General features: G+C 52.6%; 23 protein-coding genes, 1 tRNA gene and 1 pseudogene. 7 read left to right on the top strand and 18 right to left on the bottom strand.

Annotated elements, in window-relative coordinates; translation table 11 throughout:
• Positions 1–47 precede the first annotated feature (47 nt).
• Both HMPREF0201_RS00700 and HMPREF0201_RS00705 read left to right on the top strand, forming a co-directional pair.
• Positions 48–1484 carry an N-acyl-D-amino-acid deacylase family protein gene (locus HMPREF0201_RS00700; protein ID WP_039899075.1) on the top strand — a complete coding sequence of 479 codons (1437 nt, stop codon included), beginning with the start codon at positions 48–50 and terminating at the stop codon, positions 1482–1484.
• 20 nt (positions 1485–1504) lie between these two features.
• Complete coding sequence (locus tag HMPREF0201_RS00705; protein WP_039897821.1) at positions 1505–1897, top strand: RidA family protein; 393 nt, start codon at positions 1505–1507, stop codon at positions 1895–1897.
• A 4-nt stretch (positions 1898–1901) separates the two neighbouring features.
• Here the strand turns inward: HMPREF0201_RS00705 and HMPREF0201_RS00710 are convergent, their stop codons facing one another.
• From HMPREF0201_RS00710 to HMPREF0201_RS00760, 11 genes are all read right to left on the bottom strand, one after another.
• Positions 1902–2765: a MurR/RpiR family transcriptional regulator gene (locus HMPREF0201_RS00710; RefSeq protein WP_016517514.1), complete on the bottom strand. Its 864-nt coding sequence runs from the start codon at positions 2763–2765 to the stop codon at positions 1902–1904.
• Positions 2766–2822: 57 nt separating this feature from the next.
• Positions 2823–3671 (bottom strand): metal ABC transporter permease, encoded by an 849-nt coding sequence (locus HMPREF0201_RS00715; protein ID WP_016517515.1) that lies wholly within the window; start codon positions 3669–3671, stop codon positions 2823–2825.
• Entirely contained in the window at positions 3668–4525 is an 858-nt protein-coding gene (gene sitC, locus HMPREF0201_RS00720; RefSeq protein ID WP_016517516.1) for an iron/manganese ABC transporter permease subunit SitC, read from the bottom strand. Before sitC ends, HMPREF0201_RS00715 begins: the two co-directional genes overlap by 4 nt.
• Complete coding sequence (locus HMPREF0201_RS00725; RefSeq protein WP_016517517.1) at positions 4525–5343, bottom strand: manganese/iron ABC transporter ATP-binding protein; 819 nt, start codon at positions 5341–5343, stop codon at positions 4525–4527. The genes sitC and HMPREF0201_RS00725 overlap by 1 nt, the downstream gene beginning before the upstream one ends.
• Complete coding sequence (locus HMPREF0201_RS00730) at positions 5340–6254, bottom strand: metal ABC transporter substrate-binding protein (RefSeq protein WP_016517518.1); 915 nt, start codon at positions 6252–6254, stop codon at positions 5340–5342. Before HMPREF0201_RS00730 ends, HMPREF0201_RS00725 begins: the two co-directional genes overlap by 4 nt.
• Positions 6255–6420: 166 nt before the next feature.
• Positions 6421–7266 carry a glutathione-dependent disulfide-bond oxidoreductase gene (yghU, locus tag HMPREF0201_RS00735; protein ID WP_016517519.1) on the bottom strand — a complete coding sequence of 282 codons (846 nt, stop codon included), beginning with the start codon at positions 7264–7266 and terminating at the stop codon, positions 6421–6423.
• A 115-nt stretch (positions 7267–7381) separates the two neighbouring features.
• Positions 7382–8005 (bottom strand): SDR family oxidoreductase, encoded by a 624-nt coding sequence (locus HMPREF0201_RS00740; protein WP_016517520.1) that lies wholly within the window; start codon positions 8003–8005, stop codon positions 7382–7384.
• The gene (gene hutX / locus HMPREF0201_RS00745) at positions 8002–8499 is read right to left on the bottom strand and encodes a heme utilization cystosolic carrier protein HutX (RefSeq protein ID WP_016517521.1); all 498 of its coding nucleotides are present in this window, start codon (positions 8497–8499) and stop codon (positions 8002–8004) included. The genes HMPREF0201_RS00740 and hutX overlap by 4 nt, the downstream gene beginning before the upstream one ends.
• Positions 8496–9842: a heme anaerobic degradation radical SAM methyltransferase ChuW/HutW gene (hutW, locus tag HMPREF0201_RS00750; protein WP_016517522.1), complete on the bottom strand. Its 1347-nt coding sequence runs from the start codon at positions 9840–9842 to the stop codon at positions 8496–8498. Before hutW ends, hutX begins: the two co-directional genes overlap by 4 nt.
• Positions 9832–10716, bottom strand: coding sequence for a heme/hemin ABC transporter substrate-binding protein (locus HMPREF0201_RS00755; RefSeq protein ID WP_016517523.1), 885 nt, complete (start codon positions 10714–10716; stop codon positions 9832–9834). The genes hutW and HMPREF0201_RS00755 overlap by 11 nt, the downstream gene beginning before the upstream one ends.
• Positions 10716–12860 (bottom strand): TonB-dependent receptor plug domain-containing protein, encoded by a 2145-nt coding sequence (locus HMPREF0201_RS00760; RefSeq protein WP_039897822.1) that lies wholly within the window; start codon positions 12858–12860, stop codon positions 10716–10718. Before HMPREF0201_RS00760 ends, HMPREF0201_RS00755 begins: the two co-directional genes overlap by 1 nt.
• Before the next feature lie 1628 nt (positions 12861–14488).
• Here HMPREF0201_RS00760 and HMPREF0201_RS00765 point away from each other — a divergent pair.
• The gene (locus tag HMPREF0201_RS00765) at positions 14489–14944 is read left to right on the top strand and encodes a hypothetical protein (RefSeq protein ID WP_016517527.1); all 456 of its coding nucleotides are present in this window, start codon (positions 14489–14491) and stop codon (positions 14942–14944) included.
• A 15-nt stretch (positions 14945–14959) separates the two neighbouring features.
• A complete protein-coding gene (locus HMPREF0201_RS00770) occupies positions 14960–15469 on the top strand; it encodes a hypothetical protein (RefSeq protein ID WP_039897823.1) in 510 nt (169 codons plus the stop codon).
• An 88-nt stretch (positions 15470–15557) separates the two neighbouring features.
• On the opposite strand, the pseudogene HMPREF0201_RS23270 reads toward HMPREF0201_RS00770, so the two are convergent.
• Positions 15558–16460 (bottom strand): annotated as a pseudogene (locus HMPREF0201_RS23270) (IS4 family transposase); the annotation flags it as partial.
• 398 nt (positions 16461–16858) lie between these two features.
• Here HMPREF0201_RS23270 and asr point away from each other — a divergent pair.
• The 3 genes from asr to HMPREF0201_RS00785 all read left to right on the top strand — a co-directional run bounded on the left by asr (position 16859) and on the right by HMPREF0201_RS00785 (position 18963).
• Positions 16859–17236 carry an acid resistance repetitive basic protein Asr gene (gene asr / locus HMPREF0201_RS22305; RefSeq protein WP_016517532.1) on the top strand — a complete coding sequence of 126 codons (378 nt, stop codon included), beginning with the start codon at positions 16859–16861 and terminating at the stop codon, positions 17234–17236.
• 229 nt (positions 17237–17465) lie between these two features.
• The gene (gene ydgU, locus HMPREF0201_RS23565) at positions 17466–17549 is read left to right on the top strand and encodes a small membrane protein YdgU (protein ID WP_455423512.1); all 84 of its coding nucleotides are present in this window, start codon (positions 17466–17468) and stop codon (positions 17547–17549) included.
• 271 nt (positions 17550–17820) lie between these two features.
• Positions 17821–18963: a Fic family protein gene (locus tag HMPREF0201_RS00785; RefSeq protein WP_016517533.1), complete on the top strand. Its 1143-nt coding sequence runs from the start codon at positions 17821–17823 to the stop codon at positions 18961–18963.
• Positions 18964–19388: 425 nt separating this feature from the next.
• On the opposite strand, the gene HMPREF0201_RS00790 is transcribed toward HMPREF0201_RS00785, so the two are convergent.
• The 6 genes from HMPREF0201_RS00790 to aspA form a co-directional block, all read right to left on the bottom strand.
• Positions 19389–19464 (bottom strand) — tRNA-Phe (locus HMPREF0201_RS00790).
• A 114-nt stretch (positions 19465–19578) separates the two neighbouring features.
• Positions 19579–20154: a transcriptional regulator gene (locus HMPREF0201_RS00795; protein WP_016517534.1), complete on the bottom strand. Its 576-nt coding sequence runs from the start codon at positions 20152–20154 to the stop codon at positions 19579–19581.
• Between the two features lie 38 nt (positions 20155–20192).
• Positions 20193–21965: a protein-disulfide reductase DsbD gene (locus tag HMPREF0201_RS00800; RefSeq protein ID WP_016517535.1), complete on the bottom strand. Its 1773-nt coding sequence runs from the start codon at positions 21963–21965 to the stop codon at positions 20193–20195.
• Positions 21941–22264, bottom strand: coding sequence for a divalent cation tolerance protein CutA (cutA, locus tag HMPREF0201_RS00805; RefSeq protein WP_039897826.1), 324 nt, complete (start codon positions 22262–22264; stop codon positions 21941–21943). Before cutA ends, HMPREF0201_RS00800 begins: the two co-directional genes overlap by 25 nt.
• 87 nt (positions 22265–22351) lie before the next feature.
• On the bottom strand, positions 22352–23653 hold the full coding sequence (locus tag HMPREF0201_RS00810; protein ID WP_016517537.1) for an anaerobic C4-dicarboxylate transporter: 1302 nt from the start codon (positions 23651–23653) through the stop codon (positions 22352–22354).
• Between the two features lie 115 nt (positions 23654–23768).
• A complete protein-coding gene (gene aspA, locus HMPREF0201_RS00815) occupies positions 23769–25205 on the bottom strand; it encodes an aspartate ammonia-lyase (RefSeq protein ID WP_016517538.1) in 1437 nt (478 codons plus the stop codon).
• Between the last annotated feature and the right edge of the window lie 81 nt (positions 25206–25286).

Here is a 25286-nt window from a genome sequence, read left to right on the forward strand (position 1 = left end):
TGTAAATGGTTAACTTGCACGCAGATTATTATTGGCGTGAGGCGCAGATGAAGTTTGATTATCTCTTCAGGAATGTCACCGTTATTGACGGCTCGGGCGGGGCGGAATATCGCGCCGACGTTGCGATATTGGGCGACCGTATTGTCGATATTGCCCCGTCCATTACCGGCGAAGCCGAATGTGAAATTGACGGCGGCGGGCGCGTGCTGGCTCCCGGCTTTATTGACGTTCACACACATGACGACATCAACGTTATTCGTTTCCCTGAATATCTGCCCAAAATTAGCCAGGGCGTGACCACGGTGATTGTCGGCAACTGCGGTATCAGCGCGGCTGGAGCGACTATCAAAACGCAGGTCCCGGACCCGATGAACCTGCTCGGTGAAGCGGAGCAGTTTATTTACCCGACCGTTGAGGCTTACTCCCACGCGGTTGAGCAGGCGCGCCCGGCAATCAACGTTGGCACGCTCGTCGGCCATACCGCATTGCGTAACAACCAGATGGATGACCTGTTCCGCACGGCTTCGGCGGATGAAATCAGCGCCATGCGCAAGCAGTTAAAGCTGGCCTTGCAGCAGGGCGCTTTGGGGCTTAGCACCGGCCTGGCGTACGCCAGTGCGTTTCAGTCCTCTACTGAAGAAGTGATGGCGCTGGTGGAAGAATTGGCGGCAGAAAAGGGTATTTACACCACTCACCTGCGTTCTGAGTTCGAACCTATCCTTGATGCGCTGGATGAGGCCTTCCGTATTGGCCGCCACGGCAACGTGCCGGTGGTGGTGTCGCACCACAAATGTGCCGGAGCAAAAAACTGGGGGCGCACGGTTGAGACCCTGAAGCTGTTCGATAAGGTACGCCAGCAGCAGGATGTTTCCTGTGACTGCTACCCGTATTCGGCGAGTTCTTCGACGCTGGATATGAAACAGATAACCGACGAGTTCGACATCATCATTACCTGGTCCGGGCCTCACCCTGAAGTGGCGGGGCAGACCCTGAAGCAGATTGCGCAGAGCTGGTCGATGTCGCTTCACGAAGTGGGAAAATTACTGATGCCCGCCGGAGCAATTTATTACAACATGGACGAACAAGACGTGCGTCGCGTGCTGAGATACCCGGTAACGATGGTTGGCTCCGACGGGCTGCCCAACGACCCGATGCCGCATCCTCGCCTGTGGGGCGCGTTCCCGCGGGTGCTCGGGCACTACAGCCGCGATGAGAAATTGTTCCCGCTCACCGAAGCAGTCCATAAGATGACGGGCATGTCGGCGGCGCGTTTTCAACTGCCCGAGCGCGGGCTGGTGAAGCGCGGTTATTATGCGGATCTGGTTTTGTTTGACCCGGCTACGGTCCGTGATGTGGCGAGCTTTAGTCATCCGAAGCAGCCTGCGGCAGGTATTGAAGCCGTCATGGTTAACGGCGTGATGAGCTATGGCGCCGGGCAACAGGTAACTGGCCGCGCGGGAAGGTTCCTGCGTCGGCAGGCATAATTCATGAACAAGGAGCAATGATGAGCATTAAACGTTATGGCGTTGGCGGCAGTACCGGAACTGGCGGGCAGAGCCTGCCGTTTGCAAAAGCCGTTGAAGCGGCAGGCTGGCTATATGTTTCAGGCCAGACGCCGATGAAAGACGGAGAAGTGGTTGAAGGCGGTATTGTCGAACAGTCACAGCTGGCGATTCAGAACTGCGTGGATATCATGACCGAAGCGGGCTACACCCTGGCTGACGTGGTACATGTGAAGGTTTACCTGACCGATGCCCGCTATTTTCAGTCATTTAATAAGGTGTTTCGCGACTTCTTTGGCGGCCACCCGCCGGCCCGCGTTTGCTGCGTAGCGGACCTGGTGGTGGACTGTAAAGTTGAAGTGGATGTGACCTGCTACCGGGCTGACCGGGGCTAAGGTTCTAATCCCCAAGCGGCTGGCGATCCACGCCGCCGCGATGGCTGTCCAGCGCCAGCTTGATGCGGCGCAGCCGGTCTTTAGCCTGGCTTTTGTTGGCCATCGCCAGTTCGGTGGCCAGCACATCAACCATCGCCAGCATCGCATAGCGCGAGGTGCTGGGCTTAAAGATGTAGTCGTTTTCTCTGACAACCAGCGGCAGCACGATATCTGCCTGCTGCGCCAGCGGGGTTTCCTGCGGCGTAATCGCGATGACCTTAGCGCCATACTGGCGGGCAATCGCGGCGCTTTCCACCACTTCCGGCGTGTAGCCGCCCAGCGATAACGCCACCACCACGTCGTTAGATGACACCGAAGCTGCCATCATTCTGACCAGCAGTCCGTCGCTCTGGCTGACGACCGGCAGGCCAAGACGGAACAGGCGAAACTGTAACTCCTGGGCGCAAATCGTTGAGCCCCCGCCCATCCCCAGCGCCAGTATTTGGCGGGCATCGCTAAGATACGCCACCGCTTTTTTCAGCGACTGAGGGTCAAGCACCCGGCGGTTAATCTCCAGCACGTTGATGATGGTTTCATAAATTCCCTGTACGCCTTCGAGATCCGGCACGTCGAGTATAAAACGCTGCCCGACCGCCAGCGACTGAGCCAGTTTTACCTTCAGCTCGCGCACGTCTTTACAGCCAATGGCGCGGGCAAAGCGGGTTATCGAGGCCTGGCTGGTTTCCGTCAGGCGGGCGAGCTCGGCAATCGGCAGCGTCGCGGCGGACTGCACATCGTCCAGAATAAACTGGGCGATGCGCTTTTCGGTGGCCGTCAGTTCGACAAAACGGTCGGTGATGCAGGAAATGATGTCGATGGTGTAGCTCATGGCGCAACCTTGATACTGGCGAAAAGAGAGAAGATACTTTGTACCATAAAAGTGCCGTCAGGGTTGCTGCGTGATGGCCTCCATCCGCCGCTGTTTCATGGTGGCCCGAATAAAAGCGGCGATAAATACCAGCGCGGAGAGCACTACGATGGTAGGGGCGGGCGCACTGTCGATAAAGAACGAGAGATAAACACCGGCGAAAGAAATCACGATAGCCAGCGTCACGGCGACCAGCATCATCGACAGGAAAGTGCGCGTCAGCAGCGAAGCAATAGCGCCGGGCGCGATAAGCAGCGAAATAGCGAGAATTATCCCCACGGCTTTCAGCGCCGCAACAATTGTCAGCGAAACCAGGCACAGCAGGCCATAGTTGAGCAGCTTGACGTTGAGGCCGGAAACCTGGGCCTGGATAGGATCGAAGGCGTGCAGCAGCAGGTCTCGCCATTTCAGGGCTACAACCAGCGCGGTAAGCAGCACAATGGCGCCGGTTTGCAGGATATCGCTGTAGCTTACGCCGAGCATATCGCCGAACAGAATATGGTCGAGGTGGATGTCCGGCTTGAGGTAGACGTAGAGCACCAGCCCCGCGCCGAACATGCCGGAGAAGACGATGCCCATAACCGTATCGCGTTTGATGCGGCTGTTATCCTGCAAATAGCCGGTGGCAAAGGCGCAAAACAGCCCGGCAACAAACGCCCCGACGCCGAGCGGCAGGCCCACCATCCAGGCGATAACCACGCCGGGGAACACCGCGTGGCTCATGGCGTCGCCCATCAGTGCCCACCCTTTGAGCACCAGGAAGCAGGAGAGCAGCGCACACGGGATAGCGACCAGCGTGGTCATCACCAGGGCATTGATCATAAAGCCGAATTCAAAAGGAGAAAGCAGGGTGTCTAACAGGCTCATGGCGTTTGCTCCAGGCTCAGGCGCGCGCGGCGGCGGTTAGCCAGCAGGCCGTGTTTAGGGGCGAACACGAAGGTCAGCAGGAACAGCAGGGTTTGCAGAACCACGATAATGCCCCCCGTTGCGCCGTCAAGGAAGTAGCTTATCCAGGTGCCGAAGGCGCTGGTCAGGGTTCCCAGCGTGACGGAAATCACCAGCAGCTTAGGAAAGCGGTCGGTCAGCAGGTAAGCCGTCGCGCCGGGCGTGACCACCATGCAAATCACCAGGAATGCGCCAACGGTTTGCAGCGCGGCTACGGTTGTTGCCGAGAGCAGAGTAAAGAACAAGCCCTTCAGCCACAGCGGGTTAAGGCCTATGGAGCGCGCGTGGTTCTCGTCGAAGAAGGTGACCATCAGGTCTTTCCATTTCAGCAGCAGAATAGCCAGCGAGACGAAACCGATAATCGCCAGCTGCACGATGTCGGACGGGGCAATGGCGAGAATATTCCCCAGCACAATGGTCTGAATATTTACCGAAGTGGGGTTGAGCGACACCATAAACAGCCCGAGGCCGAAGAACGACGAGAAGATAAGGCCGATGATGGTGTCTTCCCGCAGGTGCGTGCGCTGGTTCAAAAACAACATGGTGCCTGCCGCCAGGCCGCCGGAGAAAAACGCGCCGATAGAAAACGGCAGGCCCAGCATGTAGGCCCCGGCCACGCCCGGAACGATGGAGTGGGAAAGGGCATCGCCGATAAGCGACCAGCCTTTCAACATCAGGTAGCAGGAGAGAAAAGCGCAGACGCCGCCAACCAGCGCCGAAACCCAGATGGCGTTGAACATGTAGCCATAGCTGAACGGCTCAAGCAGAACTGACATTACGGCTCCCCTTTTAGCGCCGCGCCGCGGATAAATGGCCGCTCGTCGTCGGTTACCACGCTGGTTTCTTTCCCGGTCAGCGTGACGTGGCGCAGCACGCCGCTGAATGCCAGTTCAAGATTTTCCTGAGTAAAGGTTTCTGCCGTTGGGCCGCAGGCCAGCACGGTGCCTTTAACCAGCACGGTATAGTCGCAATAGTCGGTTACCGCGCCGAGATTATGGGTGGAGACCAGCATGGTGCGGCCTTCATCACGCAGTTCGCGCAGCAGGCTGATGATTTGCTCTTCGGTTTTCACGTCCACGCCGGTGAACGGCTCATCGAGCAGAATTACCTGGCCGTCCTGGGCGATGGCGCGTGCCAGGAATACGCGTTTTTTCTGGCCGCCGGAAAGCTCGCCTATCTGGCGTTTACGGAACTCGCTCATCCCGACCCGAGCCAGCGCGTTTTCTACCGCCAGCTTGTCTGTTTTGCCGGGAATACGCAGCATCCCCATATGGCCGAAGCGGCCCATCATTACAACGTCCTCAACCAGCACAGGGAATGTCCAGTCAACGTCCTCGGACTGAGGTACATAGGCAACGAGGTTATTTCGCAGCGCCTGGCGAGTGGGCAGACTCAGTATCGAGATGCTGCCGCTGGCGAGGCGCACGAACCCCATAATCGCTTTAAACAGCGTGGACTTCCCGGAGCCATTAACCCCGACCAGCGCGGCAATGGTGCCGGTCGGAATTTCAAAGCTCGCCGCCCTCAGCGCCGTGTGGCCGTTACGGTAGGTGACGCTGGCGTCCTGGACGACAATTCCTGCCCGGCGACTCATTTTTTTAGCCCTTCATTAATGCCATTGACGATGGTGCTGGTGGTCACGCGAAGCAGGTCAATATAGGTCGGTACCGGGCCATCTGCGGCGCTCAGAGAGTCGACATACAGCACTCCGCCGTATTGAGCGCCCGACTCTCTTGCTGCCTGGCGAGCGGGCTTATCTGAGATGGTGCTTTCGCTGAAAATTGCCGGAATGTGGTATTTGCGAATGCTGTCGATGACTTTGCGCACCTGCTGCGGCGTGCCCTGCTGGTCGGCGTTGATGGGCCAGAGGTAAAGCTCTTTCAGGTCAAAGTCGCGGGCCAGATAAGAGAATGCGCCTTCGCTGGTCACCAGCCAGCGCTTGTCGGCGGGAATTTTTGCCAGCTCTGCGCGCAGCGGTTCGATAGTTTGTTTGATTTTCTGCTTATAAATCTCTGCATTGCGTGTATACACCGCGGCATTATCCGGGTCGTATTTGACGAAGGCATCGCGGATATTATCGACGTAGATCAGCGCATTTTGCGGCGACATCCACGCGTGCGGGTTAGGTTTACCGTTATAAGGCCCTTCGGTAATGCCGGTTGGCTGGATGCCGGTGGTTACCACAACTTCGGGAACGCCTTTCAGGTGCTGGTAAAACTTCTCAAACCACAGCTCAAGGTTGAGGCCGTTAGTCAGGATCAACTGCGCGCCCTGCGCCCGGCGAATATCTCCCGGCGTGGGCTGGTATTCGTGGATTTCAGCGCCCGGCTTGGTTATCGACTCGACCTCGGCGGCGTCTCCGGCGACGTTTTTTGCCATGTCGGCAATAATGGTAAACGTGGTCACCGCTTTAAATTTTGCCTGCGCCAGCGCGGAGCCAGAAAGCATCATCAGCGCCGTGCCGGCCGCCAGTATTATCTGTGTAAGTCTCAATTTCCCGGGCATCGTCTTCCCTCACGAGTGATTATTGATTCAGCGTTTATAGCACATGCTATAAAACATAGCTGTTGCTATAACTAAATGCAAATAATTATCATTTGTGTGATTTGAGTAAGCGGGTGCTGCGGGAAAAATACCCTCTCCCTTTCGGGAAGAGGGCTGGAGGAGGGGCTTATAAACCTAAGGTGTCAAAATCAGAAGCGTCATGGCGCTCGGCCAGTTGAACATCGCCCCAGGTGCGGTTAACCACGCGGCCACGTTTTACCGCAGGGCGGTTGGCGACTTCATCGGCCCAGCGGCCAAAGTGCTTGTAAGACGCCACGTCGAGGAATTCGGCGGATTCGTACAGGCCACCCTTCGCCAGCGAACCATACCAGGTAAAGATGGCAATGTCGGCGATGCTGTATTCATCTCCGGCGATAAAGCGGTGTTTTTCGAGCTGCTTGTCGAGCACGTCCAGCTGGCGCTTGGCTTCCATCGCAAAGCGGTTGATGGCGTATTCAATTTTTACCGGTGCATAGTGGTAGAAGTGGCCGAAACCGCCGCCCAGGTACGGAGCGGAGCCTTGCAGCCAGAACAGCCAGTTCAGCGCTTCGGTGCGCCCTGCGATATCTTTCGGCAGGAAGTGGCCGAATTTATCTGCGAGGTAAAGCAGGATGTTGCCGGACTCAAAGACGCGCAGCGGCGGCGTGACCGAGTGGTCAAACAGCGCCGGGATTTTTGAGTTTGGGTTCACTTCCACAAAGCCGCTGGAGAACTGGTCGCCTTCGCCGATGCGGATCAGGTGTGCGTCGTATTCTGCGCCGCTAACGCCCAGCGCCAGCAGCTCTTCCAGCAGGATAGTGACCTTCTGGCCGTTTGGCGTGCCGAGCGAGTAGAGTTGCAGCGGGTGCTTGCCTACCGGCAGCGTTTTTTCGTGGGTCGGGCCGGAAACAGGGCGGTTGATGCTGGAGAACTGACCGGCGTCGGTCTTGTTCCAGGTCCAGACTTTTGGTGGCTGATAGTTGTGTTCGGACATGTGGTTTTCTGCCTTCTTCTCAGGTTAGTTATCCTTCGATAATTACCTGGAAGTGTAGCAGGAGGGAAGAGCAGGCCGGGCAATACAGCCAGAAAAGCGAAAGCCCGGCGCTGTATCAGGCGGGTTTTAACCCCGGTTCAACAAGACCGTAAACCTGACCGTTAAGGCTGGGTGAACGAGCCAGTTCCGCGGCGTGGGCGGCAACATCTGCACGCATAACAAGGCCGTGGATTTCGGTGTGCTGGCTGCGAATGGCTTTGCCCGTTGGTTCACCATGAAGCAGGCCGCCGGGGCGCAGAATGGCGAAGTCCAGCGTGCTGGTTTGCAGCCAGCTTTCTGCGAGGGATTTTTCCCGTACGGCCTGGCCAAATGCTGCTTTTGCGCGATCGGATAACCAGGGCCAGCTTTCACCGCAGCCAAGCGAGGTGACCAGCACCATACGCGAAATACCCGCTTTTTCGGCGCAGTCGATAACCGTGCGGTGAGCAAGATAATCCTGCGAGCCGCCCATGGTTGAAATCACTGTGGCTTCCGTTCCCGCCAGGCGGCATGCCTCTTCCACGCGCGCTTCATCGCAGGCGTCGCCGACGACAACTTCAGCTCCGGCATTACGCAAGTTTTGCGCGGCTTCTTCATTGCGCACGAGTGCAATGACTCTGCGCCCTTCGCTAAGCGCCAGCATCGCGGTTAAAGCCCCAACCCCTTTTCCACCTGCTCCAAAAATTAACCACGGCGTCATGCAGTACTTTCCTTTAGTTTTTGAGCCAGCATGCGGAAGGCTGCAAGCTGGCTGGTTAACAACTGGCGATGTTCGTCGCGGCCAATAAATATTTTCAGCATCGCGCTCTGCGCCTGATTGAAGAACAGAATCGAAGCGGTGTCCATCCCCATGAACTGGCGTTCGACCAGCGCGATGTGGGTGCAGTTTTCCGCTTTGATATGCCCCGTCATGCCTTTCTTCCCGCGAAGGTTAAAGTAACCGTGGCGGTGGAAGCCAGAAGGAAGCTCTCCGGAGAATTCAAGAATAACATCTGCGGTGTGAACCAGCGTGGTGACGCTGCCCCATTCGCCCACCGCATCCCAAACGGTATCAAAATATTCGCCGCCCACCAGAGCCAGCGGAGGCAACTGCTTGACTACATCCAGCAGCGTGGTGCTGTATTGGGCGGCGATGGATTCCAGGGTGCCGTCCGGCTGCGTTTTTAAATATTCTTCGAGAGAAACGGGATTCATTGGGTAACTCCTTGAGGTTTTTGGTCCATATTTTCAGGCGTATTGAGCGCGGGGAGCAGTATTTGCAGAGACTGAAAAATATTGCTGGCCCAGAAGCGGCCTTCGTCCGTCAGGCGCAGGCAGGTGGAGCTGTCGCGCGTTAAGCCCGCCGCGTGCCATTGGGTTAACAGCGGCTGAAGCTCGCCGGCGTGAGCGGTCAGTTCATCAAGCGGCACGCGGGCGGTTTCGATGCCGGACTGTAGCCGGTGCCGCCAGCGATAGCCCGGGTCCGTTGTGTGGGTCATCATCATGAGTGGTTTTTTGCCAGCGGCAACGGAGGCGTGCCAGGCTTCCAGATTGCGTTCGACCATCCACGAGTAGCCGTTTACCGAGCCACCTGCACCGGAGCCAAATGCCAGGCAGTCCGCACCCTGTTTGATCAACAGGTTGTAGAGATTCCGTTCGCGCGTGGTGCGTGCCCAGTGGCTGTTGCTGATGCAGCGCCAGCCCGCATCATCCATAAATTCGCAGCCCTGAAGATAGAGGTCGCGGCGTTCAGAAGGTGAGGGAAGCGCAACCCGGCCGTTCTCCACCGCTTTGCCAAGCGGCGTTTGAGGCAGCAGGTTGAGAGCATAGAGATCGACGCCGTCGAGGCCGATGTCTCCCGCAATAGCCAGATCCTCTGCCCACAGTTTTTGATCCTGCCCCGGCAGGCCAAACAGCAGATCGCAAACTACCGCGGCGCGATCGCGCTTGCAGAGGTTTTCCATAAAACGCCTGGCGGTTGGGCCGTCTGACGTGCGTGCCATTTTTTTACGTATTTTGCTATTAAACGACTGAATGCCAATAGAAAAGCGGTTGGCCCCTGCGTCCAGGCAGGCATCTATCCGCTCATCGTCAAAGTTCAGCACCCGGCCTTCAATGGTAATTTCGCAGTCAGGGGCAAGCGGCAGGCTGCGGCGTAGGGCGGTGATAATGCGGGCCAGATCTTTGGCTGACAGAGCGGAAGGCGTACCGCCACCAAAATAGATTGCGTGGATCGGCGCGGACTGATGCAGGGGGCTGCTGGCCTCCAGTTCTATTTCTCGCAGCAGGGCATCCGTGTAGCGGGCACAATGATCTTCTTCGTAACGGTTCTGATAAAAACCGCAGAAAGTACAGTGCGTTGCGCAGAAGGGGATATGCAGGTATACCAGCCGTTTTCCTGCGGGCGCGGGAGTATTGATAACGTTCTGCCAGGCCTGCTCAAGCTGTTCTTTGGCTATGGGCATTGCACCGCGCCACGGCATGGTGGCGTGACGATCTTTAAAAGGCTGGCCGCCGGGCAATGCGAAGTGGGATTTGAGATCCAGTTCAGGTTTCATTATTAACATCGCTCATATTTTCAAAAAATAACTCACCGTTCTGGCTGGGCTCCGGCCAAAACTGGTGATGCAGCTGTTCCACGGCTTCTGCGATTCGCGGCCCCATCCCTAAAATCAACGCCTGGTCGATAATGACTATGCGCTTATTTTTCCAGGCGGAGGTGAGCGTGATCCCGGGGATGGCTTTCAGCGCGTTGGGGTCGCCTTGCGTCATTTGAGTGGTAGCCACAATCACGTCCGGGTTCGCGGCGATCATCGCTTCGGTGCTGTAGCTCTGGTATTGGCGATGCCGGGCAATATTATTGGCGCCCGCCATCTTCAGGATGGTATCCGCGACGCTGCCTGCACCCGCCACTTGGGGAAGGCTGCCTCCGGCGGAGAGAATGAACATGGCTCTTACGGGGTGACTTTTTTGCGCGCTACTTTTTGCAATGGCATCAAGCCGGTTCTGTAGATTAGCGATCAATGCCTCGCCCTGCTGAGGGCGCGCCAGGGCATTGGCAAGTGTCTGAATGTTGGCGTACATCTGGTCAACCGTGGCCGGAATACGCGGAAGAGTCAGAACATTTAGCTTCAGCTTTCGGAGCTGCTCAAAGACGATTTGCGGCTTCGCATCCTGCCAGGTAATAAACGTGGTGGGGCGCAACGAGAGGATAGATTCGCTGCTTAACTGCATCCATGTTCCGATATGCGGCAATTTTTCGCTTTCCGGCGGCCAGGCGGTTGTTTCGTCCACGCCGACGACATGCTGGCCTGCACCCAGGGCGAAGATCAGCTCGGTTAGTGACCCCCCGGCGACAACCAGTCGTTCGCTGGCGCCGGCAGAAACCGAAACGGCAAGCGCTAACAGCAGGGCAGCGATGTTTTTGCTCATCAGAACTTCCACCCAAAGCCGGCTGCCGCATTAAAGCCTGCCGCCGGGATCGCTTCCTGAGCGGTCTGATAGCGTTTATTTGTCAGGTTATTTAGCGCAAGGTTAACTTGATACTGGTCGTTCGAACCAAATTCCGCGTTGAATGCCAGGTTTAGCGTTGCCCAGCCTGGATAACGTTTTTCGGCATCGCTGGTGCTGTCTCGTGCGCTGGAGGCTACGCGAATAAACGCGTCCGACGTTAAGTTAAAGGCATTGAGCAGCAGCGTATGCTTCACTCCGACACGGCCATTGAGGCCTGGCTCGCCGGTGTTCCATGTTTTTAACGAGCTGCCTTCATACTGGCGACGCAAGATATTGCCACTCACGTAAGGAGACACTGCCCAGCCGTTGTATTCCGCACTCAGCTCCATGCCATACGTTTTGGCCCGATTTATATTGTCGTAATAGCGATAATTGCTGCGAGAACCGCTGGTATTGCCCTGGCAGACTGCCTGCCCGTTGCAGGCCAGAGAGGCAATGTAGTCTTTTGCTTCTGAGTAATAGACGGCGCTGTCTATCATCCACATATTGCCTTTATAGCGGGCGCCCATTTCGTAGTTATTGGAGTGTTCGGCGTTGAGGCCCGGATTGCCGTAAGTTACGCCGCCGCCTGCTGAGGTCTGCATAAACTGCTGCGTCAGGGTCGGGAAGACATAGCCCTGAGCAAAGGCTGCACGCAGTTCAATATCTTTAAATCCTGAATAATTCAGGCTGGTGGAGGTGACAAACTGGTTATCGCTGGTGGTCTGGCCGTTTGCAATCCTGCTGGTTGCTACGCCATTTTCAACCTTCTGAGAGTGGCTTTTCACCAGTTTTGACGACAGCCAGTACTGGCGGGCACCAAGGGTCCAGGTCCAGTCGTCCGCAAATTGCCAGGCATTTTGGGCGAACAATGACGTGTTGCTTTGCTCCGACTCATCCTGGGATTGGGTGCGGGTTTCGATATCAAAGAATCCCGTTTTTGCCGTCTGGCGCGTGTAGCCCTGTGAGGTTTGGGTAAGCTTATCGTGTTGATATTGTGTGCCTATCACCAGATCATTATTCGCCGGTAGCGAGAAGTTGCTTTGCAGCGTGACCCCCTGGGTGTACTGCTTGTCGTTGGTATGCGTCTGGTTTCTGACCGTCAGCGCTTTAATCATCGGCGACGGGATCGTCTGCGTAGTGGCGACTTCGTTTTCAAACGTGCGGGCGATAGTCTGGCTATACGCATCGAGATGGATTTTTTTCAGGTAGTCGCCGTCGGCATCAAAATCGTAAAACAGCCCTATTTTTTCACGCGTCATATCGGGGATCTTGACGCTGAAGGCATCAAACTGGTTGTCGGTATCGCTGTACCAGGTTTGGGTAGAGAGGCGGTAGCGATCGAGCGAGAGGCCAATTTTATGACGATCGAAGTTGTAGCCCAGCCAGATGCCCTGGCCGTTGTTGCGGAAGTTGGTATTGTTCAGGCGGCCATCCGGCGTGTCGCGGTTGCCTTGATCTGAATAGCTTCCGTTGATTCGATAATCGAAACGCCCGATACTTCCCCATGCCGCAGCGGACTCCTGCCAGCCAGCTGTCGACGAGTTGTAAGTCGCTTTTACTATCCCGCCCAGCGGCTTGTCTCCGCCTTTTTTGGTGATGAAATTCACCACTCCGCCGATGGCCTGGGAACCATAGAGTACGGAGTAAGGGCCTTTAACGACCTCAATGCGTTCAAGTGCCGACTCATCAATCAGTAAGCCTGCGCCATAGTCCTGCCCGGCTCGCTGGTAGGTCACCTGCTGGCCGTCAATGAGGATTAGCACGCGCGATGAGGCTTCGCCGCGGATGCGTATTTGCTTGCGTCCCGCGAGGGCGTTATCGGTTATTTCCACGCCGGGAATATCCCGCAGATCGTCGGCAACCGAAACGCTGGTTGAGTTTTCCAGCGCCTTGCTGCCAATCACCTGAATGGTTGCCGGGCTGTTCCACAGGTTGAGATCCGAGCGGCTGGTGCTGACAATCATCGTTTCTTCAGATGGGGCGTTCACGTGAGCCGGTGTCGCTACCGTTGCCGAAACAGAGGTGACGACAAACAGCGGTAAGGTAGAGAAAGCGAGCCTGTCTTTACGTGTCCCTGGCATAATTATCCATCCATATAAATGTTAATGATAGTTATTATCGTTCGTGTTTATATCCAGGAGTGAAGACGATATCCACCGTTTAACGTGCAAACCATATACAACTTTGATTTTGGTCAAAATTGCCCCCCGGCCCGGCGGTTTCTGGTTCAAAATCAATTGAAAATACAGGGATTAAATACGGGGTTAAGGGAGAGAGGAGGAGTGAGTTGCTTTTGAGACTACGTTTATAGCTATCGTTATATGTTACTTAGGACCTCGCCTATTATTTTTTCCTTTTATAACAATTAGTTAATGATCAATGGCGAAATTCTCGATCAGTGAAGCGGCCGGGTTTGGCAATGTCAGTTATGCCACTTACACCTCTGCTGTAAAGTCCGGGAAATCTGTAAAAGCCAATTATGCATCTAAGCTTATTCAATTTTTAAGTACGTTATAAGATGCAAAAAGCGGACGATATAAGATATATATATTGATGCTAGCACTACGTCGGTTAACCGTTATTTTTGCAGGATTTGCAGCACATAATTGCCTGATACCATTTGAAAATTAAGGGCTGAAAGGAGTCGTAAATGCCCTTGAAAGATATTTTGCTTGATGCAGTCTGTGAAGTACAAGCTGGAACACTCATCGCTACAACCATAGTATTTCCCACTATGGAGAAAGTTCTGAAATCGTAAATGCATTATTACCCTATAAATACCACATCCCTTAGAATGCAACGTCCGCACTGGCGTACAGCTGTCCTAGCATAGTGAACCGTTTTATTAGGATCTGATTTTTCCATAAGGCATTACTAATATGAACATGCGTTGTACCGATTCATTCTTCTTTATTTTATATATCCCAGAACACCTAATTATGTCGTCTACTAATCTCGTCGAATAGATTGCTCTTACATTCTGGCAACCGAAATTTTTGCTGTCTTTATTTGTAAGCGACGACAGGAATCACTTTCTGAAATATATGTACGGTGGTGATGTATACGCGAGGGAAATCAACCGTTACACATTTGTGCGCCAAAGGATATTTCTTTGAAACTAGGTCTGATTCTACGAAGCTGAAAAATAAATGCATAAAGAGAGAAAGAATTGGGGTAAATTTTGTTGAGCCGCTAGGTTGATAACGATAACAAAAAAAAACTAGCCACCCTACATCCCGATACTCAATTAGTCGCACCCGGTTTTGCACATGCGTAAGTTTTATCAACTATTTTTCCACTAATACATAGGTGAAAACCTGGAAAAATACGTTACGCTGTTTATTTATCGCCTTTTTTCGCTAGATAGTGCTGTTAATAGCATGCAAGTACACCAATTTATCTAGTGTGATTTGGTTTTTTCAGTCCAGGAATAAAGTAGTCTTTTGCCGCAGAACAGCGCTGGAGGTATCTCAGCAATACGTGAAATGAGGTGTTATGATGAATATTGATTTTACGTAGTCCTTTACTTCTCACTTTTGATTTTTTGGATCATAATATATGCCATGATCAATTATAATAACTAAATGTTCTAGGTTTTTTTTCATTTTAATGATGTATTTTTGTTAATTTTACATACTTCATTTTACTGTTTTTTATTTTTCATTTATAATGGATGAGTTAAGTTCAAATATTGTAGGTTGAGGGTGTTATGATAAAAAAATTGTTAGAAGAAAACTCTAAGAACACAAACGTTGAAATAATAAAAGATGAATGTGTTGATGGTGATGAGAAAATGCGAAGAATTGTCGGTAAATTCATTAGGGATGGTATGATTTATTCCTTCATGAATGTAAGCGGGGGGGCGTGGAGTTATATATCTATAAGATTTCAATTCATATATACTGCGAAAATAAAAAAAATAATTCGTAGTGATATTCTTGAGATTGTTAATTCATCAAATAAGATGATACCGTCGATAAAAATTTGTCTGAATGATGTAAAAGGTAAGGATATAATGATTAATTTCAGTTTTGAGATGCCTTATCTTAAAGGGGATGTATTAGATGATGTGATCAATCCAGCTATTGATATGATTTCTTTTGCGCCAGACTTGTTCTCAACGAGGATGACTGAAAAGGGTATTCTTCACAAGACTATATCATAATTCGAGGTGTTTATGATGTCGGTTGGTGATTTTTTAAAAATGAAGTATACAGGGAAGATCCTTACTCTTTTTTATGCGGTTATTCAGGCTGGTATATCCTTCGTGGTGATAAAAATTTCTACTGAGACTGTTAATCAGGGGAAGTTAAGTCTATCTATTACATACGCAGTCCTTGCTCTTATTTTGGGTTTAGTATCCATAGGTCGTGATCATATAATTATATATATGGATTCGTCTAGTCCATATAATAAAGAAAAAAATGAACATGATATAACAAAAATACTCCTTGAAGCAGCAAGAGAAGAGATTGAAGAGAAGAAGGACTTAATTCACACGATAACATCCAATTTAAACAATACATTTATTAATTGTAAGACATCAGTGAATAGAATTAAAGAAATAGAAGTTCTGTTAACATCCTTAAATAGAAGCGCAAAAATATCTAACTGTGGCAACTCAAAGCTATCTAAAACAAGTGGTGGAAATCTTCTTAAATCCATTATGGATGCAGGGCAGAATAGTTGAGATGTGTATGATCTTGGCTTGAGTGCATGATCGATGTAATTTTTGTCATGTAAACAAAAAACGACCCTTCGGGTATAATCCCAGTCAGTTAAGCAACTGACTGGCTTTTTTTCGCTTTTTTGTACTTATAGGGTTCTTCCCTAACCACTTTCGGAAACACCCTTTCTCTTCGTGCTGATAGCCTTACCATATACGCTATCCTCTCCAGACTCCGTAGCAACTCCGGGATACGCCTAGGCGACGCTCCCTGTAATGTCATCAGTTTTCGTGTTACCAAACTACGAGACTCTGAGAAGATCAACTGATTTGGCCAGTAACCTTTCGATCTACCCGCCATTTTTATCATCTGATAACGCACAAGATTGTCTGGCAGCAACGCTTCCCCGCAGCTACTGCTCCACAATCTCCGGTTTTACTCTGCAGAGAGAGTCTGCTCTGCATCATCGTCTGTTTGATTTCCCTGTATTCCAGCTCTATTTCGCAGGGGAGTGTACACGGCTCTGTTATCTCCCTGCCCGGATAACGCATCGCGTCTATCATTGAGGTCAACAGATGGCAGATTTTTCCTTTGCGGGTGAACGTCATCAATTGGGGCGTTATTTTCTTGCCCAACTCCGGCCACTTCTTCTTCGCCCCGTGGCGTGGTGTTCAGTTTCACCAGATGGTCACCTTTGCCCAGCTTACTGACTTCTTCATACTTCGCTCCTTTTTTCAGGGGCGCTGTTCACCCGCTTAGTTCCATGCATTCAGAAGCCCCAGAGAATAGAATACTTTATCAATTTATGTCACTGTGTTATCCCCGATCAGCTCTATCAACTGCTCTGCTGGCATATATTCACTTTCCTTGGTGGTGCCAAAGGCCGCAGTCGTTAACAGGTGACTGGTTGGCTCCATCAGGCAGACTGCAGATAAGGGCAGGGGCGACTGGCGTATCCTGTGTCCACTGGGCTATGCCATCTACGTTCAGCAGTGTCAGTCCGCACCAGTTGGGAAACGTCTTAACCGTGATAACGGGCTTTCGCAGAGCATAGAAACTTAATTCGTTAACCCAGAATAGCCGTTGCCAGTCATACTTTTTAATATATCTTTTTTCTATGGATCTCTTCTCAGCGGATAGTGCTAGTGCCAATTCGCCATATCGTTCCGGTTTTGATCCTAGTGGACACTTAGCGGTGCAGATGTAAGAGGGATTTTTTGCAGGCTTGTATGGCAGAGTGATAAATGATTTTGTTACTTGAGAGTACGGCTAAAAGCGATGCCATTCTTTGTTGTACATTTCATTACACGCCGATACCAATCACTCACTGAAGAGTTTTGTCGGCAGGCCTATAGTTCATTTCAACGGCCCCGCAGTGGGGTTAACACTCAAATAAATTCGAGGATGTCGAAATGAAAAAAGTATTAGCTCTGGTTGTTGCCGCTGCTATGGGTCTGTCTTCTGCCGCTTTCGCTGCTGACACTACTGCTACCGCTCCGGCTGCTGCTCCGGCAACTACCGCCGCTGCGCCAGCTGCCGCTAAAGCACCTGCTGCAAAAGTAACGCACCATAAGAAACACAAAAAAGCTGCCGCTCAGAAAGCCCAGGCTGCTAAAAAGCACCATAAAAAAGCCGCTAAGCCAGCGACCGAGCAGAAAGCTCAGGCTGCCAAAAAGCACCACAAAAAAGCAGTAAAACCGGCTGCCGCTCAGAAGGCTCAGGCTGCTAAAAAACACGTTAAGAAACACCATAAAGCTGCTGTGAAACCAGCTGCTCAGCCAGCAGCATAAGTTTAACGGGGCAACCCCGGTAGCTTAAAGCGTTAACACGAACACCCGGCTTGCCGGGTGTTTTATTAGGGATAAATAACGACGTTTGGAACGTATTTATCGCCTGCGGAAAAACGCAAAGAAGGGTGTCTTCTGCTTTACCCCAAACAGGTAAAAATCCCGTTTTTTACCTGTTTGCCACCGAGCCAGACACCCGGCTTGCCGGATGTTTCTTTCTGGAGTGCAGATAATGTTGCGACGCTACAGTTTCGAGTTAATCCTCTCCCTGCTGATAACCTGCGGCGTTATCGCGCTGAATTTTTGGCTTAGTTAGTTCCATCCGCCGTTTCTGTTCTCGCCTTTGGCCTTTTTGGCCGTCAAAAAGAATGTTAACCCATGCTCTCTTCCGACGATCGTGCGAAAAAATGTCTGACCGCCTTTAGCGTGGACCTGTGTTTATTTGGCCTCGCAAGATAAATCAGATAAGTGGGCTGGAAGGATTTGATATAATGTGGAATTACAAAAAATCTAATTCATAGATTATATTGAGATTTTTGCTAAACTTTTGAGATGTTGCTATAAGCAAGTTGAGATGGTTAAACATCATGGCTCAATTTAATCACTTTGAACTCTCGCTTCTGAACCCTAGTTTTGACTCCCCTTTGGTCGATGCGCTGACGGAACTGGAGTTACTACGGCATCTGAGGCTGGAAACGGATGTCCACCCTATTCTGTTTGCGCAGTTGAAAGCCGTTTTCCACATGCTGGAGAGCTTGGGTTCTGCGAGGATCGAGGGGAATCACACGACACTTGCCGACTATGTTGAAAGCAAGGTTGAAGGAACACAGAGTTCCACAGACCAGCTCAAAGAAATCAACAATATTGAAGCCGCGATGGAGTTCATTGACGAATACCTGAGCAATGGCGATGAGATAACGGAATATTTTATCCGCGAGTTACATAGCCTGGCAGTTGTGGGGCTGCAACAGGAGGGCGATAAAACGCCCGGTGCATATCGACAACATAACGTTAGTATCGCCCAGTCCGATCATTTTCCTCCGGATCACATCCGTGTTCCTGATTATATGATGGAACTGACCGCTTTTATTAATCGTGCCGACAAGCCAAAGTATGATCTGATGAAGATTGCGCTGGTACATCACCGTTTTGGCTGGATACATCCATTTGGTAATGGCAATGGCCGCACGGTCAGATTGCTGACGTATGCGTTACTGATCAAATATGGTTTTAATGTTCAGGCGGGTGGCAGGGTACTTAATCCGACAGTGGTATTCTGTAACGATCGCGAACGTTATTACGCCATGCTTTCGTTAGCCGATAAGGGAACCGATCGGGGGCTGGAGGAATGGTGCTTATATGTCCTTTCGGGGATCTCATCTGAGCTGAAGAAAGTCGATCAACTGACAAATAATGCTTTCCTGAGCAAAAAAATCCTGTACCCGGCTATCGACTTTTCGCTGGAGAGAGGACTGATAAATTTGCTGGAATCGAAAGTTCTGAAACGTGCAGTTGAGCTGGGGACGATAAAAGCAGGCGATCTCCGCACCGTTTTACCTGACCTTAAACCGACGCAGGTGACCTATCAGCTAGGTAAGCTGATTGAGCGGGGATTACTCCAGCCTGTAGAAGAAGGTGCTCGCATCTATACGGCGAAGTTTTCGAACTCATATCTGATTCGTGGGGTGATTAAGGTACTGAGGGAAGAAGGTTTTATTCCTGATTTGTGAGATCAGGGGATATCTGACTGATAATTTCTGTTTAAGTCTTCTTGGCCAGATAACGTAAATTTTAGATAAAAATCTAAAAACAAAAAACCAGCCCGTAGGCTGGTTTCTCTAAATAATGCTGCCCGGACTCGGACAAAAACGTCGGGAACGTTTTTGAACAGCGCTTGCGCTGACCCAAAGGGCGAGTATCAGGATGAGATGAGTACAAAAACGTCGGGAACGTTTTTGAACAGTGCTTGCGCGGGCCCGAAGGGCGAGTATCAGGATGAGATGAGTACAAAAACGTCGGGAACGTTTTTGAACAGTGCTTGCGCTGGCCCGAAGGGCGAGTATCAGGATGATACGAGTAACCGAACTTTAGTTCGATGAAGAGGCCAGACGCCAGAAAGCAAAAAACCAGCCCGTAGGCTGGTTTCTTTAAATAGTGGTGCCCGGACTCGGAATCGAACCAAGGACACGGGGATTTTCAATCCCCTGCTCTACCGACTGAGCTATCCGGGCAACGGGCGGCATTAAACCGTAAAGGCCGTTAGGCGTCAACGGCTTTGTCATAAAAAATAGCTGAAACCATGCTGATTGGCTGCTTTTCATTCAGAGCGGCTAAAAAGTGCAGCTTCAGGTTAAGGCACCGCCCTGGCGGCACAGCGCAAAGCGCAGAATGTCTTCTGCCAGCGTGCGGGCCGTGTCGATGTCTGCCTGGCTACGTTTGACCAATAGCTTGCTCAGGCAGCCTTCTAATACTAACTCCATCTGGTGCGCAACCATGGTCGGGTCGTCCACTTCCATCTGGGTTAGCAGCTCGTGAGTGTACTCCCAGGCCGCCTTTTTCTGCTGATCCGCGAGCTGATGGATCGGATGCGTTGGGTCAGGGTAGAAAGTGCAGGCGGCAATAAACAGACAGCCGGGGTAGCGCTGGTTATTGACGCATTCGGCCAGCGCCTGGTAGCGCCTCAGCAACTTCTGCTCAGGAGACATTTCCTCATCCAACATCAGCTGGCGGCGCCAGACATCCACCTGCGAGCTGAGATAACGCAGGGCGTCGTACAGCATGGCTTCGCCGTCCGGCCAGAACTGACGGATCTTGTCGACAGGATAATCGGCCTCGGCGGCCACCATCTCCAGCGTCGTGCTGGCTATGCCTTCTCGTTCAAGGACATGCAGGGCGTGCTCTAAAACTTCTTCGCGTTGCACGGTCTTCTCCTTACGTTTCCCAACGGGTTAAGTGTTGTTTACTGCCTGCGATTGTGCAAATGCTCGCTAAACACCTTTGCATCCATAAAGCCGGTTACGCGGTCCGCCGGTTGCTCCTTGCCGTTGGCGTCAAAGAACAAAATTGTCGGCAGGCCAAGCACCTGTAGATGCTTCAACAAAGCCTTATCGGCGGCGTTGTTTGCCGTCACGTTGGCCTGAAGTAAAACGGTGCCAGATAGCGCGCTTTGCACCTGAGGATCGCTAAAGGTGTATTTTTCGAACTCTTTACAGGCCACGCACCAGTCTGCATAAAGGTCGAGCATTACCGGCTTGCCTTTAGCGTTCGCCAGTGCCTGGTCCAGCTGTTCAACGGTGGCTATCTGATTAAAGCTAAGGTGCGGAGTATTCTGCGTGGCCGCAGGTGCACCAAACGCCCAGTCCTGTAGCGGGCGAACGCAAACCAGCGCGGCGCCAAGTAGGGCGATTTGCAGTACACGTAGCCACGATTTTTTCGCACCCAGGCTGGTAATAAAGGCCCAACTAAAGAATGCCACGCCGAGCAGGCTCCAGAGGCGCAGGCCCCAAATGTCGCCCAGTACACGCTCCAGAAGGAAGACCGGCAGGGCGAGGATCACGAAGCCAAACGCGGTTTTAACGCTTTCCATCCACGGGCCGCTTTTCGGCAGCAGCCGGTTGCCAAAGACGGTGATGAGGATCAGCGGCAGGCCCATGCCGAGGGCATAGAGGTAAAGCGTGCCGCCGCCGAGCCACATGTTCCCGCTCTGGGCGATGTACAGCAGGATGGCGCTGAGTGGCGCAGTCGTGCACGGCGAGCAGATAAGCCCGGCCAGCGCGCCCATGGCAAAGACGCCGCCTGCCGAACCGCCCTGTTGACGGTTGCTGATAAGCGCAAGGCGGGTCTGAAGCGAGGAGGGCAGTTGCAGAGTAAACAGGCCGAACATCGAGGCGGCCAGCAGGATAAACAGCGCCGACAGGCCGATAAGCACGTAAGGATGCTGTAGCGCGGCCTGGAATTGTAGCCCGGCAGCGGCAACGACCAGGCCGAGGGCGGTATACGTCAACGCCATGCCCTGCACATAGACAAAGGCCAGCAGCAGCGCTCTGGCGGTTGAAAGCCGCTGTTTACCTCCCAGCACGATGCCGGAGATAAGCGGGTACATCGGCAGCACGCAGGGAGTAAAGGCGATGCCGATCCCTATCAGGAATGCCCATAGCGAAGAGAAGGGGAGCGATGAGGGGGCGGAGTTGTCTGTGCCCCTCACCCCGGCCCTCTCCCCAGGAGGGGAGAGGGGGGAAGAAATATTGGCCTCATCTCCCGGAGGGGAGATACGGGAAGAATTTGCAGAGTCAGATTGAGCCAGGGGAGCTACCGCACTCAGCGGCACAACGCGAGTTTCCGGTGGATAGCAGAACCCTGCTTCGGCGCAGCCCTGGTAGGTCACGCTTAGCGTTGAACCTTTGCTGGCGGAATTTATCGTTACCGGCAGGGAAAGCTGGTCGGTAAAGATCTCCGTTTTGCCGTAGAACTCGTCTTCATGCCAGCTGCCTTTGGGGACGCTAAGCGGCGCAATGTCGGCGCTGGCGGGCTGGACTTTGATCTGCTGGCGATAAAGGTAATAGCCGGGTTTTATCTGCCAGTTAAGGGTGAGCTGGTGTTCGGACTGCTGGAAATCAAAGGCAAAGGCCTGATCCACCGGCACAAACTGGGTTTTATTCTGGCCGTCAAAAAGCCCGGCGAAGGCCTGCGAGCTACAAAGCAGCAGGACTAGCGTAAGGATGCGTAAAGCCATGAGAGATATTCACTGTTTCCATGTGCAACTGGCAGAACCAGTAATTCTGGAGTTTGATAAGGGTGGTGGGATTTCAGGCAGGCAAGCAGCGCTTCCTGGTGCTCCACGTCGCTTTTCAGCAGCATTTGTACTTCGTACTCCTGCTCCAGTTTCCCTTCCCAATAATAGAGCGAGGTTGCGCCCGGCAGCAGCGTAACGCATGCCGCAAGCTTCTCGGCCAAAACTTTAGCCGCCAGGTCCTGAGCGCTGGCTTCATCCGGTGCGGTACAGAGTACAACTACAGCCTGAGTCATCGACATCACAAACCTCATTACGGGAGGAAATGGCATCGACTATAGCATGAGGAGGAGAAGACGGGCCGAATTACGACCCGTCTTTGAGGAGATTTACAGCAGCACGCTACCTATCAGGAAGCCGAAGCATACCGCCAGCACTACGCCCATCGTGCCGGGAATAAAGAACGGGTGGTTGAAGACAAATTTGCCGATGCGGGTCGTGCCGGTATCGTCCATCTGCACCGCCGCAACCAGGGTTGGGTAGGTTGGCAGGATAAACAGGCCGGAGACGGCGGCAAAAGAGGCCACTGCGGTTAAAGGCGATACGTTAAGAGCCAGCGCCATCGGCATCAGTGCCTTCGCGGTGGCGGCCTGGGAGTAAAGCAGGGCCGAGGCAAAGAAGAAGATTATCGCCAGCAGCCACGGATGCCCCTGGATAACGCTGCCCGCCGTCTCTTTGATCCAGTCGATGTTAGCGGCAACAAAAGTATCGCCCAGCCACGCAACGCCGAGGATACAAATACAGGCGCTCATACCGGCCTTGAAGGTGCTGGAATTCAGGATGCTTTCCGTTTCCACGCCGCAGATGACCGTTGTCAGCGTGGCGACGGCCAGCATAATAATCAGAATCGCGTTGGTGGTGTTCATTAGCGGCGTTGCCACCAGGCCCAGGCTCGGGCTGTTGACGATGGCATAGATAACCACGCCAACCACGCCCAACAGGAAGAGGAGGACGGAGGTTTTGGCGCGTGGTTTAATTTCAATCTGCTTGTCGCCGCGCAGCTCAATCAGGCCTTCTTCCAGGCGTTTCAGATAAACCGGGTCGTCAGAGAGTTTGGAGTTGAACAGAATAGACACCAGGAATGACATCACCAGCACCGCCAGCAGCGTGGACGGAATCACGACCGACAGCAGATGAATATAGCTGACGCCGTGGCCTTCCATCACCGAAGACATGTAAACCACCGCGGCGGAAATTGGTGAGGCGGTAATGGCTATCTGGGCAGAGACCACGGCCGTCGAGAGCGGGCGGCAGGGTTTAATGCCCTGTTCTTTGGCGACTTCGGCAATCACCGGCAGCGTGGCCAGTGAGATATTGCCGGTGCCGGCGAAGATAGTCAGGAAGTAAGTCACAATAGGCGCAAGAATGGTGATGTACTTAGGGTTCTTGCGTAACAGCTTCTCGGTTTGGTGAACCAGGTAGTCGAGGCCGCCCGCAATTTGCATCGCGGAGATGGCTGCGATAACCGCCATGATGATAGAGATAACGTCGAAGGGAATGCTGCCAGGTTTCACGCCGATGGCCGCGAGAACCAGTACCCCAAGCCCTCCCGCGTAGCCAATGCCTATCCCGCCAAGCCTTGCCCCCAGAAAAATCGCTGCTAACACGATGATGAGTTCGATGACTATCATGGTTGCTTCCTTGATGTTTTAATGAGATGAAAATGAGTTGTTATGTTTTCGTATACCGTTGAAATGAAAAAGGCACGTCCGGTTGGACGTGCCTTTTGGCGTTTATGCTGATGAATTATTGTTCGTTTTCATCGGTATAGCGCTTAGCTTTGTAAGCCGGGTGCATCAGGTTATGGACGGAGAAGATATCGTCCAGCTCGGCTTCGGTCAGCAGGCCACGCTCCAGTACGACTTCGCGCACGCTCTTGCCGGTTTCCGCACAAATCTTGCCGACGATATCGCCGTTGTGGTGACCAATGAACGGGTTCAGGTAAGTCACGATGCCGATGGAGTTATACACGTAGCTTTCACACACTTCTTTATTAGCGGTGATGCCGTTGATGCATTTTTCCAGCAGGTTGTAGCAGGCGTTGGTCAGGATGTGGATAGACTCGAACATCGCCTGGCCAATAACCGGCTCCATCACGTTCAGCTGTAGCTGACCGGCTTCGGAAGCCATGGTCACAGTGGTGTCATTGCCGATAACTTTGAAGCAGACCTGGTTAACCACTTCTGGCACTACCGGGTTCACTTTGGCTGGCATGATGGATGAACCCGCCTGCAGTTCCGGCAGGTTAATTTCGTTCAGGCCGGAACGCGGGCCGGAAGAGAGTAGGCGCAGGTCGTTACAGATTTTCGACATCTTCACGGCCAGGCGTTTCAGCGAGCTGTGTACCATGACATAAGCGCCGCAGTCGGAGGTTGCTTCAATCAGGTCTTCCGCCGGTACGCAAGCCAGGCCGCTCACTTCAGCCAGCTTCTGAACCGCCAGCTGCTGGTAACCATCCGGGGTATTCAGGCGAGTACCGATGGCGGTTGCGCCGAGGTTAACTTCAAGCAGCAGTTCCGCGGTGCGCAGCAGGTTACGAGTCTCTTCGGTCAGCAGCACGTTGAACGCGTGGAATTCCTGGCCGAGGGTCATTGGGACGGCATCCTGCAGCTGGGTACGGCCCATTTTCAGAATTTCTGCGAACTCAACCGCTTTACGCTGGAAGCCTTCGCCCAGCTGGTTGATAGCGTCGATAAGTTTGATGATTGAGGCGTAAACCGCAATACGGAAGCCGGTTGGGTAGGCGTCGTTGGTGGACTGGCATTTATTGACGTGGTCGTTCGGGTTCAGGAACTGGTATTCACCTTTCTGGTGGCCCATCAGTTCGAGGCCGATATTGGCGAGCACTTCGTTGGTGTTCATGTTGACGGAAGTACCGGCGCCGCCCTGGTAAACGTCTACCGGGAACTGATCCATGCATTTGCCGTTGTTCAGAACTTCATCACAGGCCTGGATAATGGTATTAGCGATGCTCTTCGGAATGGTTTGCAGTTCCTTGTTCGCCATTGCCGCCGCTTTTTTTACCATTACCATACCGCGTACAAATTCCGGTATGTCGCTGATTTTACTGTTGCTAATGTAGAAGTTTTCAATCGCACGCAGAGTGTGAACACCATAATAGGCATCCGCTGGCACTTCCCTGGTACCTAACAAATCTTCTTCGATACGAATGTTATTTAACATGTGAACCTTCTTAGTAAAGCTGCAGATAAATGCGCTGTATTATTCACACACACGAAATGTGGTTGTGAGTTTAATTGACCG

The sequence above is a fragment of the Cedecea davisae DSM 4568 genome, from assembly GCF_000412335.2.
Classification (GTDB): Bacteria; Pseudomonadota; Gammaproteobacteria; order Enterobacterales; family Enterobacteriaceae; genus Cedecea; species Cedecea davisae.